We start from the raw sequence: 12,528 nt of genomic DNA on the forward strand, positions 1-12,528 counted from the left end.
GAGCGGCCATGCCCATCACCGACATCTTCGTCCGCCGCCCGGTGCTCTCGCTGGTGGTCAGCGCGCTGATCCTGGTGATCGGCGTGCGCGCCATGTTCGCGCTGCCGATCCTGCAATATCCGGCTATGCAGAACGGCGTGGTGACGGTGACCACCACCTATGCCGGCGCCGATTCCGACATCATCGCCGGCTTCATCACCTCGCCGCTGGAGAACGTGATCGCCCAGGCCAACGGCATCGACTACATGACCTCGTCCAGCCAGACCGGGGTCAGCTCGATCACCGTCAACCTGCGGCTGAACTACAATACCGGCGACGCCCTCACCGAGATCAGCACCAAGGTGAGCTCGGTGCTGAACCAGCTGCCGAACGGCACCCAGCAGCCGATCCTCGCACTGAAAACCGGCTCCACCATCGATGCGATGTACATCGCTTTCTCCAGCACGGTGCTGGCCGAGAACGAGGTGACGGACTATGTCGCCCGCGTGGTGCAGCCCAAGCTGCAGGCGGTGGCCGGCGTGCAGGTGGCGGAAATCCTCGGCGGCAAGAACTTCGCCCTGCGCGCCTGGCTCGACCCGGACAAGCTGGCCTCGCTCGGCCTCACCGCCACCGATGTGGCGACCGCGCTGGAGACCAACGACTACATCGCCGGCGTCGGCACCACCAAGGGCAGGCTGATCCAGGTGAAGCTCTCCGCCGCCACCAATCTGCATTCGGTGGAGGAGTTCCGCGAGCTCATCATCAAGAATGTCGATGGCGCGGTGATCCGCCTGAAGGACGTGGCGAATGTCACGCTGGGCAGCGACGACTATGATTCGCGCACCAGTTTCGACGGCAAGTCCGCCGTCTATATCGGCATCCAGGTGGCGCCCTCCGCCAATCTGCTGAACGTCGTCGCCGGCGTGCGGGACATGCTGCCGACCATCTTCGCCGACCTGCCGACCGGGCTGTCGGGCACGGTGCTCTACGACGCCACCAACTTCGTCAACACCTCGATCCACGAAGTGGTCAGCTCGCTGTTCGAGGCGGCGCTGATCGTCACCCTCGTGGTCTTCGTGTTCCTCGGCTCCTGGCGCTCGGTGTTCATTCCCATCGTCGCCATTCCCCTCTCGCTGATCGGCAGCTTCGCGCTGATGCTGGCCTTCGGCTTCTCCATCAACCTGCTCACCCTGCTCGCTTTGGTGCTTGCGATCGGCCTGGTGGTCGACGATGCCATCATCGTGGTGGAAGGGGTGAACCGCCACATGGAGCAGGGCCTCAAGCCGGTGGACGCCGCCATCGCCGCGGCGCGGGAGCTGGCCGGGCCGATCATCGCCATGACCGCGGTGCTGATCGCGGTCTATGTGCCGGTGGGCTTCCAGGGCGGCCTCACCGGCTCGCTGTTCACCGAATTCGCCTTCACCCTGGTGGCGGCGGTGATGGTGTCGGCGGTCATCGCGCTCACCCTGTCGCCGATGAGCTGCGCCTATCTGCTGGCGCCCTACGACCCCTCCGCCCGCACGGTGGAGGCGCGCATGGTCCGCACCATCGACGGCGCCATGAAGGCCGTCACCCGGGTCTACCGCGCCGCGCTCTCCGCCTCGCTGCACGTGCTGCCGCTCACCATTCTCTTCGGCGCGCTGGTGCTGTCGAGCATCTACTGGCTCTATTCCAACTCCACCTCGCAGCTGGCGCCGCCGGAGGATGAGGGGGTGATCCTGACCATGATGAGCGCGGCACCGAACGCCACGCTGGAGCAGCGCGAATTCTACGTGCAGCAGATCTACGCCATTCTCGACAAGCGGCCGGAGACCGACCTCGTCTTCCAGATCGACATGCCCGGGCAGGTCATCGGCGGCTGGGTGCTCAAGCCGTGGGACGAGCGCAGCGTCTCGGCACTGGCGCTCGCCCCGCTGATCCAGCAGGAGTTCAACAAGATCGCCGGCGTGCGCGTCGCCGCCTTCCAGCTGCCGCCCCTGCCCGGCAGCAGCGGCCTGCCGATCCAGTTCGTGCTGAAGTCCAACGACACCTATGAGCGGCTCTACGAGGCCTCGCAGAACTTCCTCGCCGAGGCGATGAAGAGCGGCAAGTTCATCTTTCTCGACAGCGACATGAAGATCGACCAGCCGCACGCCGCCATCCATTTCGACCGCGACAAGGTCTCGTCGCTGGGTCTGAACATGAGCGATGTCGGCGCCGCCATGGCCACCATGCTGGGCGGCAACTACGCCAATTATTTCGATCTCGGCGGCAAGTCCTACAAGGTCATCCCGCAGGTGAAGCAGCAGCACCGGCTCAACACCGACCAGTTGCTGAACTATTACATCAAAGCCTCGGACGGCACCTCGGTCCCGCTGTCCACCATCGCCTGGATCGAGATGAAGACCGTCCCGCAGTCGCTCAACCATTTCCAGCAGCTCAATTCCTCGACGATCTCCGGCATCGCCATGCCCGGCGTGTCCGATGGCGAGGCGCTGGCGGAGCTGGAGGCCATCGCCGCCCGCTCGCTGCCCTCGGGCTACAGCTACGATTTCGCCGGTTCCTCGCGCCAGTTGGAGCAGGAATCGAACGGCTTCGTCACCACTTTCGCGCTGGCGCTGGTCATCATCTTCCTGGTGCTGGCGGCGCTGTTCAACAGCTTCCGCGATCCACTCGTCATCCTGGTCTCGGTGCCGATGTCGCTGGCCGGCGCGCTGGTCTTCATCTGGCTCGGCATTGGCGGCGCCACTATCAACATCTACACCCAGGTGGGCCTGGTCACGCTCATGGGGCTGGTGAGCAAGCACGGCATCCTGATGGTGGAAGTGGCCAACACGCTGCGCAAGCAGGGGCTCGCCAAGCGCGAGGCGGTCATCGAGGCGGCGACCATCCGCCTGCGGCCGATCCTGATGACCACGGCGGCGATGGTGCTGGGCGTGACCCCCCTCATCATCGCCACCGGGGCGGGCGCCAATTCGCGCTACAATATGGGTCTGGTCATCGCCTCCGGCCTGTCCATCGGCACGCTGTTCACCCTGTTCGTGGTGCCCGCCTTCTACCTGCTGCTGAGCCATCGCGACGAGGCCGTGCCGGCGACGACGGTGCCCCCGGCGGCGACGGCGTGACATGACCGGCCCCGGCGCCGCCTCTCCGGTCTTCGCGCGCGAGGCCGCCTTCGCCCTCCAGGCCGGCGGCCGCACTCTCGCCTGCGCCATGTCGCTGGTGTCGGCACCGCTGGAGGCGCTGGAGGCGGCGGCGGCGAACTGGCTCGCCCCCGAGGAGGAGGCCCTGCTGACCGAGCGGCTCGCCCCCGCCCGGCGCCAGTCGCTCCTCGCCGGGCGATGGGCGGCGAAGAACGCCCTCGGCCTGCTGGCGCCCGGCATTGCCGCCCGCGACATCTGCATCCTGCCGGGCCTGTTCGAGCAGCCCGTCGCCACGCTGACGGGCCGGGCCAATCTGCAGGTCACGCTGGCCCATGCCGGCGGGGCGGCGCTTGCCGTGGCGCACCCCGAATCCTGCCCGATGGGGGTGGACCTCGAGCGCGCCGCGCCTGAGCATCTCGGTGCGCTGAGCGAGCAGACCACGGCTCGGGAGCGGGAACGGGCGCACGCCGCCCTGGCCTTTGACGAACCCCAGCGGCTGCTGCTGCTGTGGTGCCTGAAGGAAGCGCTCTCCAAGGCGCTGCGCTGCGGGCTGACCGTGCCGTTTGGCCTGTTGGAAGTGACGAGCCTCGCGCCCCTGCCCGGCGGGGTTCGGGCCCGTTTCGAGAATTTCGCCCAGTATGAGGGCATCGCCTTCGCCGCCGCCCCCTTCGCCCTGGCGGTGGTGCACCCGCACATGGCGCAATGGGAGGGCGGCGAGGGTGGCGCCTCGCCTCTGCGGCTGCACGACTGGCTGGCCTCGCTCGGCCAGAGATAGGCGTTTGATCCCGGCCTTCGCTGGCGCGGTCTTTCGCGGGAATGGAGGTGGCGCAAGGGGCCGGGTTGTTCGCAGGAGCGCGGCGACGACCGAGGCGGTCCACCAAGCGCTGCAACCACGTCAGAAGCGCCGGATAGGCCTCGCCAACCGCCACGGGCGCGGTGTGGTAGGCCGGCGTCGCATCCTGGCAGACGTCGCCGCTGAGGCTCTCTCCGAACACCACGCCATGGCATGCGGATATTCTCTTCCGGGAGCACGGCTCCGCCCAGGCTGGGCGACGGCACATCGAAGCAGAAAACGCCCCGAAGGGGCGCTTACCAACTATCACATTTATTGGGAAAATTTGGAGCGGGCGATGGGATTCGAACCCACAACCCCAACCTTGGCAAGGTGCCCGAGAACTGTTCGCTACGATATCCGCGAGTTCCTTTGACGGCTGGGCATCGGCCGAGATGCTGGCGCTGATCCGCGAGGCGCGGATCTACCGCCCGGAAATGTTGGTCCGGTTCGTCCTCAACCGCTGCGGCGCGCGCACCGTTCTCGCCCGCGAGACCGCGCGGACGCTGGCCGACCACGATCCTCCGGTACTCGCCAGCACCATAGGTCAGCGCGTCACCTTTGCGGCGGCCGCGCAATCCGGACGTCTCGTCTTTGAGCGCGACGATGCCGGGCCGGCCACGCGCGAGATCGCCACGCTCGCCGCCGAGATCAATGGTCTCGACATCGGGAGGGCCGCGCCATGAGCGAACGCCCGATCCGCCGTGACTTCGCCTCCCGACCTGCCGATCCCGAGCACTGGATCAAGGCGGCGGATGTCGCGACGGAGCAACGCCCCGGCGTCGCGTTCACTGCGCGGCTCACCATCGATGTGACGCCCGACCTGCGCGGGCGGATCAAGGTCGCCGCCTTCCGGCGCGACGTCACCGTCGCCGAGATGCTGCGCGACCTCCTCGCGCGCGAATTCCCTCCCCAATCCGGAGATCTGCCATGAGCGCGGCGTTTGCGCCCCGTGCGGCCACCACGGCATCAGCGTCCAGTCCCCCGTCCGATGCCCTGACCCATGTCGAGCTGACCCATATCGAGAAGCGCATCGAGAACTGGATCCGCTTCGGCCATCACGCGCATGAGCAGCTTCTGGATCGCCGCCGGCGCATCCTGTCTTTCCATCCCGGTTGCATCTTCGCCTTTGTCCGGTGGGCGTCGAACGACTTCGGCACCGTCGCCTCCCGCCTTGATATCGTGCGCTGCGTGGCGCCGGGCGAAGGCTACCAGACGCTGCCCTTCAGGCGTCCCGTCGGTAAAATCCTGCTGTGGGTGGATGGCTGGCCGAAGGTCGAGAAAATCCTTCAGCACATCGACGCCAGCTGGGTAAAGCCCTTCGGCGCGATAGCTTGGGCCGGGACCGGCCGGTCTGGCAGGGGTGCCGGCGTATTGCTCCCGGTCATCTGTTCCTGATGAACCCGGACGTCGGCGACAGTCTCGACGGACGGTATTCGTGGGCATCGGAAAGAATTTTAATTTCTTTGATCGGCTTAGTTATGAGCCGACACGGCACCCCGACGAAGTGGTCGTCCCATCCATCTCGTCGGGCGAGGACGTCGATGCCGTCCTAATTCTGCCCGGCGCGGCCATATTCCTGCGCGTGAGGGTCGTTCAGCGCGGCACGGAACAGCAGAACGCAGTTTCGCTGGAATGCCTGCCAGTCCTTGGGCTTCGGTATCTCGCGCGCGAGTCGCGTCGTGATCGCGATGCTCGCCTTCCCGGCTTGGGGGAGAGTATAGACGCCGTTCATCTCCGCATCTAGGAAACTAAGTCAGCTCAGACAGCCGCTTCCTGGGCGTGTCCCCCTGCCGTTGCCCATTCAAAATCCCTAACCCGGCACCACAGGTCAATTCGTGGCTGGCCTAGGACGGCCGACTACAGATCAAGCACCAGGCGCGGCGTGCGGGCCCGCCCGACACAGACGAACATGGCTGTTACGGCCGCCTTTTCGTCATCGGTGAGAATCGTGTCGCGATGATCGGGAACACCGTCGAGCACCCGTGTCTCGCAGCTGCCGCAATAGCCCTCCTGGCAGGAGAACGGCACCGGCACGCCCGCCTCTTCCAGAACACTGCCCAGTGTGCGATCGGCCGGAACCTGCAGCACCAGCCCGGACTGGCGCAGCTCGACCTCGAATGGAACGTCACCGGCCTCGGTGGACGGGGCCACAGCCTCTCCCGCAGCAGAAAAGCGCTCGATGTGGAGCCGCCACGTGCAGCCCTGCCGGTCCGCGGCCGCCTCGAGCGCCGCCAGCATGGGGCCGGGACCGCAACCATAGACGACCGTGTCGGGCCCCAGAGCAGCGATCAGGCCGCCAATATCCGGATGGCCGCTTTCGTCCTGGGCCACCACCTGCACCTCGCCGCCTTCACATGCCGCGACCTCGTCGAGGAATGCCATGGCCTCCCGCCGGCGCCCGCCATAGACGAGGCGCCAGGGGTGACCCGCCCGGCCGACATGCCGGATCATCGGCAGCAGGGGGGTGATCCCGATCCCACCCGCGAGGAAGAGAAAGTCCGGCGCCTCCACCAGCGGGAAATGGTTGCGCGGACCCAGCACGGGCAACATAAGGCCGGGAGCGGCCACCGCATGGATTTCCTCCGATCCGCCGCGACCGGCCGCCTCGCGCAACACCGCGACACGGTAGCGCCGACGGTTTTCCGGGTCACCGCAGAGCGAATACTGCCGGACCTTGCCGGAGGGCAGCTTGAGGTCGATATGCGCTCCGGGTTGCCAGGGCGGCAGATTGCCACCCGCCGCGTCCGCCAGTTCCAGAATCACGACCTCCGGCGCGGCGTGGATGACGCGCTCGACAATCAGCCTCTGCGTCGCGTCACCCGCGACTGGGGATCGCACCTCAGTCGAACCGGCCGAATTTGACATGTCGCGCGTCCTTTCAGCCGGCTGCGGCGACGGTCCACTCGGCCCGCAGATGGTTGATGGTCGTGACGGTCATGACCGGCAGGTATTCCACCGTCTGTCCCGGCGTCACGCGGATGTCGGGAATGCGCCGCAGCAGTTCCTCGAAGGCCACGCGCGCCTCAAGCCGCGCCAGCGGATTGCCGAGGCAGGCGTGGCGGCCATGGCCGAAGGCCAGATGCTTGTCGCGGTTGGGACGATGGATGTCCCATTTCTCGGAATCAGGGAAATGGCTCTCATCGACGCCGCCGCCGATGAACAGTAGCCACACCAGCGCTCCCTCGGGAATGTGGGCACCGCCCAGTTCGACCGCGCGGGTGGTGATGCGGAACAAGCCGGGTGAGGTGCCGCGCAACCTCAATGTCTCCTCCACGACATTCGACAGGAGCGCGGGGTCGGCGCTCACCTGCGCTCGCTCGGCCGCGTGGGCGGTCAGGTAGATGAGCATCAGGCCCATCAGATTGGCGGTGGTATCGTTGCCTGCCGCCACCAACTCGTGAATCTTGCGCACGATGCGCGGGATCGGCATCGCCTGCTCGCCCGTCGCCTTGTCCTTCACCTCAAGGATCTGGCTGGTCAGATCGCCCATCGGGCAGCGGGCGCGCTCGGCGACGAACTCCTCGAAGAAGGCCTGGCTGGCGGCGAGCCGCGTCCACCGCTCGCGCCGCTCCTCTTCGCTCATCGGCTTGGTGACGGCGTCCTTGGTCTTGGGCGTCAGCACCGAGAACAGGTCTTCCGTCCAGATGCGGTAGTCGTCGGCGCGTTCGGGCGGTACGCCCAGAAGATTGATGATGACGTTGAGCGAGAGAGGGTAGCAGAATTCCTGCATGAAATCGCAGGAACCCTTGGCGATGAAGCCGTCGATGAGACGATTGGCGATGGCCCGGATGACCGGCTCCTGCTTCTGAAGCTCGCGCGGCAGGAACTGCCGGGCCACCGCCGTGCGGTCGCTCGTGTGCTCGGGAGGGTCAAGCGAAATGAAGTGATCGGCGATGAAGTCCTCGGGAATATTGGCGCGCAGATCGTCTGGAGGAGGCACATAGGCCGTCGCCTTGGAGGAGAAGGTCTCGAAGTCGCGAGCGGCACGGCAGATGTCGTCATATTTGGTGACGACCCACATGCGCAGCGGCGGGTAGTAGAAGACCGGGCACTCCTGCTGCGCCCGCTTTATCGTGGGCACCGGGTTGCTCAGGAACTCCTGGCTGAAGGGGTCGAAATCTTCGAGCACCGGAAACGCAGTGGCATCAGTCGACATGGCGGTGTCCCGTTCTTGGCTTCCATGCGGCAGGGGCCGTGAGCCTCACGCCGGTTCGGTGTCAATTTCGGCGCCCGGGCCGGTCCGCTGCTAGGGGGCAGCGGCGGCCCGCGCGGCGCGGCGTCGCTCCACCTCCTCGATGGTGAGCGGCTGACCGCCGGTGGCCCAGAGACCACTCGCTATCTCGCTCACCGTCACCAGCACATTGGCGCGGATGCCCTCGCCGGCGACGCGCACAAAGGCCTCGGTGATGTCGCCGATGAGCGCGGTCTGTTGCTCGCGGGTGAAGGCCCCGGCGAGGTGCTGCACTTGGACGAGCGGCATGCGCGAACTCCCTTGACATTGGCAGCGGTCACGCGCCGCCGGCCGGCGCGCGCAAGAAGAGCGCAGCCGGCTATATCCCCGGCACGCGCATCTCCTCGGGAAGGATTTCCCCCTCCCGCAGGATCTGGCGGCCATCGAGGAACAGCGAACAGTTCTTCAGCGGGATATCGAGGTGGCACATCGTGTCATTGGTGCCGCCGAGTTCGGTGTTTGGACCGGTCGAGAACAGCACGTTGCCGTAGAAACAGCGCCCGTCCACGCCCAGGCTCTCGGAGGCGGCCGGATGGGTGGCGAGGAAGGTCCACTGGGCATTCGCATCCAGCCCCCAGCCGATATGCGAGACCGCATAGGCCTTGGGGTCGTTGAAGCCCTTCATGAAGTCGCGCATGAGCGCGCCTTCGGCGCCACCGCCGGCGATTTCGGTGATGTAGCCCTTGCGGATGGTGAGGACGATCGGCTCGGAGACGTAGCGCATGATCGGATCGAGCAGCAGATCGCCGGCATCGATCACCACCGTACCGTCCACGCCATCCTCGTCGCCCCCAGTCCACACAAAGGCGCCCGCCCAGGCATCCCATCGGCCGGGTTCGTCGGTGTAGCCATACTGGCTGACCGTCTTCAGCGTGCCGATCTTGTAGGTGACATCCGTCCCGCCCTGCGAGGTGACCCGCAATTCGCGGGCCTGCGAAATGAGTTCGTGCGCCGCAGTCACCCGCCGGCGTGAGTCCGGCGAGGCGAGCAGGCGGGACAGCACGGCCATCGGTTCGAGCACCAGAAGCATGCGCGGGCCGGCCTCGGTGATCTGGTCCTGCTCCTTCGACCACAGCAGTCCGACAAGGTCGATGACCATGTCCATGGTCTTCAGCGCGTCGATCGCCGCCTGCTGACCGCACAGCGAATTGCCCGGGCCGAAGAAGCTCCCCGGCCGCTTGCGGATATTCACATGCAGCGTGTCGGCACCGAGATCCTCGGCGGCGGCGGCGAAGGCGAGCGCGTAGTCGCGCCGGATGCAGTCTTCGGAGAGAATGCCGATCCGCTCGCCGGCCTTGACCTTGCACAGTTCCAGTTCCTTGCGGAACAGGTCAAACATATCTTTGTCGACCGACATGATGTCCCTTTTCCCTGGCGTCGCCCTCGGGGTCGTTTTGGCCTGCGCTTCCGTGCCGAGGCACCGGCGGCGGGGGGAGCGTTGGCTCGGACGCGCCCACCGCCGGTTCTCCGCAGCTGGCGCTCGGGAGAGACCGCCAGCCTGGCTCGGTCTATTCCGCCGCCTTGTCCCGGGCGAAAATGCGCGCTGCGTTGGGATCGCCTTGCGGGAGATTGAAAAGCCCGTCCGGAAGGGTGGCGATGTAGTCGATCACCTCGGGGCTGTAGACGACATCGGCGTATTTCGCGTTCATGTCGCACAGATTGATGGCGTGCGAGGCCTGCGAACGGTCGGCGCAGCCATCGGCAATCACCGAGACGCGGTAATTGTAGCTGAAGGCGTCCACCGCCGTCGCGCGCACGCAGCCCGATGTCGTCGTGCCCGTCACCAGCACGCTGTCGCAGCCCAGATGCACGAGATAGTCGAGCAGCGGCGTGCCGTGGAACGCGCTGGGTTTCTGCTTGCCGATGATCAGGTCCTGCGGTTCCGGCGCGATGTCCGGGACGATGATGTTGCTGCGAAGCGTCGCCGGGGACTTGCCGAGATAGTCCTTGTTCACCCGGCTGTTCTTGTACGCCCACGCACCTTGGTCCCAGGCGTCGCCCCGGCGGAGCCCTGAGGTGTAGATAACCGGAATGGCCTTGGCGCGCGCGGCCACCAGCAGCTTCTTGATGGCGGCGACAGCCTCCCAGCCATCCTCGCCACAGGAATTCATCCAACGCTTCACCGATTCCAGAATCGGCTCGGGCTTGTCGCCGACGAAGCCGTAATTGACATCGATGATCAGAAGTGCGGGCCGCTTGCCGAAGCCACCGCGCGCGCCATAGCCCGAGGCGGCGAAGACCTGCTTGTCCCGGGGCGTCAGAAAGGCGTCCCAGATCGGGGGCACGTCGGGCTTCTCGGACATCTGGTTTCTCTCTCGACTGATGGGGGACGAGGGCTTCGGCATCAGGCTGCGGCGCCGTCGGCACCGCGGGAACGCGCTGTGGTCGGGGCGATCGGCAGGGGCACAAACCGGCGAAAAAGAGTGCCTTTCCCTGTTGCCAACCCTCCGGCTATTACGTACATTATTTATATAAATTTACTCGTGTCAAGCGCGGATGAACGAGCGCGTGTCGACGGTGCGTCGAGGGGAATTCTCAACGCCTACCGGCCCTTTCGCGCGCGTTCGCACGCCAGAGAGAAAGCCGGTCATGAAGCTCTCGAACAAGGTCGCCCTCGTTACCGGCGCTGCCCGCGGCATCGGATTCGCCCTGGCCGCCCGCCTGTGCGCGGAAGGTGCGCAGGTCGCCCTCGCCGATCTCGACGCAGCGAGTGTCACGGACGCTGCGGAGGCGATCCGCCGCGATCAGCCGGACGCGCGCTGCCTGCCTGTCACCGTCGATGTCGCCGATCGCGCCTCAGTGGAAGCGATGGCCGCGCAGGTCGTGGCCTCGCTGGGACAGGTGGATGTGCTCGTCAGCAATGCCGGCATCTGGAAGCAGCTGGCCGCCGGCCCGTTCTGGCAAATACCGAACAGCGAGTGGCAGCGGGCCTTCAGCGTGAACACGGAAGGCGCCTTCAACTGCGCGGCGGCGATCGCTCCGCACATGATCGGCCGGAAGGGCGGACGGATCATCTTCGTCGGCTCCGCCGCCATCGGCGAAGCGCTGGCCCATGTCACCCATTACACCGCCTCGAAGGCGGCGCTCATTGGTCTGATGCGGTGCGCCGCCAAGCAGCTCGGCCCGGAGGGGATCACCGTCAACATGGTCAATCCCGGGCAGATCGACACCGGCGCCTTCTCCCGCGAACAGCTGGAGAGCAAGGCGCAGGTCAAGTTCATGCGCCGCGTCGGCGTTCCGCAGGACCTAGAGGGCATCGTCGCCTTCCTTGCCGGCGACGACAGCAGCTACATCACGGCGCAGCAGATTCATGTCGATGGCGGCGGGGTCATGAACTGATGAGGGCCGCGCACCTCGCTTCGGTTCCGCATTGCCGTGGCGCGCATTGCCTCGCCAATGGCATCCGCCTGCACTATCTCGACTTCAATCCGGACGCCGCCGGCGCGCCGATCCTGCTGCTGCCCGGCATCACCAGCCCAGCCGCAACCTGGGCCTTCGTCGCCCAACCTCTCGCCGCCACGCGGCGCGTGATCGTGCCCGACCTTCGTGGCCGCGGCCTCTCGGAAAGCCGGGCCGGGCTGGGCTATGCGCTGGAGGATTACGCCCAGGATGCGCTGGAGCTGGTCGACGGCCTCGGGCTTCGCCAGCCCGTCATTCTCGGCCATTCCATGGGCGCCCGGATTGCCATCCGGCTCGCGGCCCGATCGTCCGGCGTCGTCTCCAGGCTGGTCCTTGTCGACCCGCCGCTCTCGGGGCCCGGCAGGGCGCCTTACCCGACGCCGCTTTCCTCCTATCTCACCGCCCATGAGGCGGCCTCGCGCGGGGCGACGGTGGAGGCTTTTCGCCCGCTCACGCCCGGCTGGAGCGACCCGCAGATCGCCCTGCGCCTTCAGTGGCTGCCGACCTGCAGCGTCGAGGCAATCACACGCTCGCATGCCGGCTTCCATGAGGAAGACATCTTTCCCGACCTCCCCTTTCTGGACGTTCCCACCCTGCTGGTCTTCGCGCTGCGGGCGAAGGTCGTCTCGGCCGATGCCGCCAGCGAGATGGTCCGCCGGATGCCGAACGGGCGCGCCATCGGCATCGATGCCGGGCACATGATTCCCTGGGACAATCTGGACGACTTCCTGACCGCGATTGCCGCCTTCCTCGACCACGGATGATGCGGTGCGGCATCTTCTCCCCGTCGCTCGCTTGACAGATACAATTTTAACATAAAGACTGTAATTACAATTCGTCGATATCCATTCATCTCTCATCGGCCCCAGGTTGGCAGCCCCAGGCAGTGCCGCCGCATGGCATTTTTGGATCCCTCGACGGGCGACCCGTGAAGAACAGAGCCGGCTCACGCAAGTCGGCCC

General features: G+C 66.3%; 13 protein-coding genes and 1 pseudogene. 8 read left to right on the forward strand and 6 right to left on the reverse strand.

Annotated features, from left to right (window positions below; translation table 11 throughout):
• Positions 1–8 precede the first annotated feature (8 nt).
• The 6 genes and pseudogenes from J2S76_RS05565 (at position 9) to J2S76_RS05590 (ending at position 5,489) form a co-directional block, all read left to right on the forward strand.
• Positions 9–3,083: an efflux RND transporter permease subunit gene (locus J2S76_RS05565; protein WP_307058307.1), complete on the forward strand. Its 3,075-nt coding sequence runs from the start codon at positions 9–11 to the stop codon at positions 3,081–3,083.
• Position 3,084: 1 nt separating this feature from the next.
• Positions 3,085–3,876, forward strand: a complete 792-nt coding sequence (locus tag J2S76_RS05570) for a 4'-phosphopantetheinyl transferase superfamily protein (protein WP_307058309.1) — start codon at positions 3,085–3,087, stop codon at positions 3,874–3,876.
• A gap of 413 nt (positions 3,877–4,289) precedes the next feature.
• Positions 4,290–4,619: pseudogene (locus J2S76_RS05575) on the forward strand (ParA family partition ATPase); the annotation flags it as partial.
• Entirely contained in the window at positions 4,616–4,867 is a 252-nt protein-coding gene (locus J2S76_RS05580) for a ribbon-helix-helix protein (protein WP_307058311.1), read from the forward strand. The pseudogene J2S76_RS05575 and the gene J2S76_RS05580, both read left to right, overlap by 4 nt.
• On the forward strand, positions 4,864–5,331 hold the full coding sequence (locus J2S76_RS05585) for a DUF2840 domain-containing protein (RefSeq protein WP_307058313.1): 468 nt from the start codon (positions 4,864–4,866) through the stop codon (positions 5,329–5,331). Before J2S76_RS05580 ends, J2S76_RS05585 begins: the two co-directional genes overlap by 4 nt.
• Positions 5,268–5,489 (forward strand): S26 family signal peptidase, encoded by a 222-nt coding sequence (locus J2S76_RS05590; RefSeq protein WP_307058315.1) that lies wholly within the window; start codon positions 5,268–5,270, stop codon positions 5,487–5,489. The genes J2S76_RS05585 and J2S76_RS05590 overlap by 64 nt, the downstream gene beginning before the upstream one ends.
• Here J2S76_RS05590 and J2S76_RS05595 read toward each other — a convergent pair.
• From J2S76_RS05595 to J2S76_RS05620, 6 genes are all read right to left on the reverse strand, one after another.
• Positions 5,486–5,668: a hypothetical protein gene (locus tag J2S76_RS05595; protein WP_307058317.1), complete on the reverse strand. Its 183-nt coding sequence runs from the start codon at positions 5,666–5,668 to the stop codon at positions 5,486–5,488. The genes J2S76_RS05590 and J2S76_RS05595 overlap by 4 nt on opposite strands.
• Positions 5,669–5,793: 125 nt before the next feature.
• Positions 5,794–6,801: a PDR/VanB family oxidoreductase gene (locus J2S76_RS05600; RefSeq protein WP_307058319.1), complete on the reverse strand. Its 1,008-nt coding sequence runs from the start codon at positions 6,799–6,801 to the stop codon at positions 5,794–5,796.
• A gap of 13 nt (positions 6,802–6,814) precedes the next feature.
• Positions 6,815–8,092, reverse strand: coding sequence for a cytochrome P450 (locus J2S76_RS05605; RefSeq protein ID WP_307058321.1), 1,278 nt, complete (start codon positions 8,090–8,092; stop codon positions 6,815–6,817).
• Between the two features lie 90 nt (positions 8,093–8,182).
• Complete coding sequence (locus J2S76_RS05610) at positions 8,183–8,416, reverse strand: tautomerase family protein (protein WP_307058323.1); 234 nt, start codon at positions 8,414–8,416, stop codon at positions 8,183–8,185.
• 70 nt (positions 8,417–8,486) lie between these two features.
• On the reverse strand, positions 8,487–9,524 hold the full coding sequence (locus J2S76_RS05615; RefSeq protein ID WP_307058324.1) for a 2,5-dihydroxypyridine 5,6-dioxygenase NicX family protein: 1,038 nt from the start codon (positions 9,522–9,524) through the stop codon (positions 8,487–8,489).
• A 151-nt stretch (positions 9,525–9,675) separates the two neighbouring features.
• On the reverse strand, positions 9,676–10,470 hold the full coding sequence (locus tag J2S76_RS05620) for an isochorismatase family protein (protein ID WP_307058327.1): 795 nt from the start codon (positions 10,468–10,470) through the stop codon (positions 9,676–9,678).
• Between the two features lie 286 nt (positions 10,471–10,756).
• Here J2S76_RS05620 and J2S76_RS05625 point away from each other — a divergent pair, with 286 nt between their 5' ends.
• Together J2S76_RS05625 and J2S76_RS05630 are read left to right on the forward strand one after the other, a co-directional pair.
• The gene (locus J2S76_RS05625; protein ID WP_307058329.1) at positions 10,757–11,506 is read left to right on the forward strand and encodes an SDR family NAD(P)-dependent oxidoreductase; all 750 of its coding nucleotides are present in this window, start codon (positions 10,757–10,759) and stop codon (positions 11,504–11,506) included.
• Complete coding sequence (locus J2S76_RS05630) at positions 11,506–12,330, forward strand: alpha/beta fold hydrolase (protein WP_307058332.1); 825 nt, start codon at positions 11,506–11,508, stop codon at positions 12,328–12,330. The genes J2S76_RS05625 and J2S76_RS05630 overlap by 1 nt, the downstream gene beginning before the upstream one ends.
• The last annotated feature ends 198 nt before the right edge of the window (positions 12,331–12,528 follow it).

The sequence above is a fragment of the Ancylobacter vacuolatus genome (assembly GCF_030813595.1).
GTDB lineage: Bacteria > Pseudomonadota > Alphaproteobacteria > Rhizobiales > Xanthobacteraceae > Ancylobacter > Ancylobacter vacuolatus.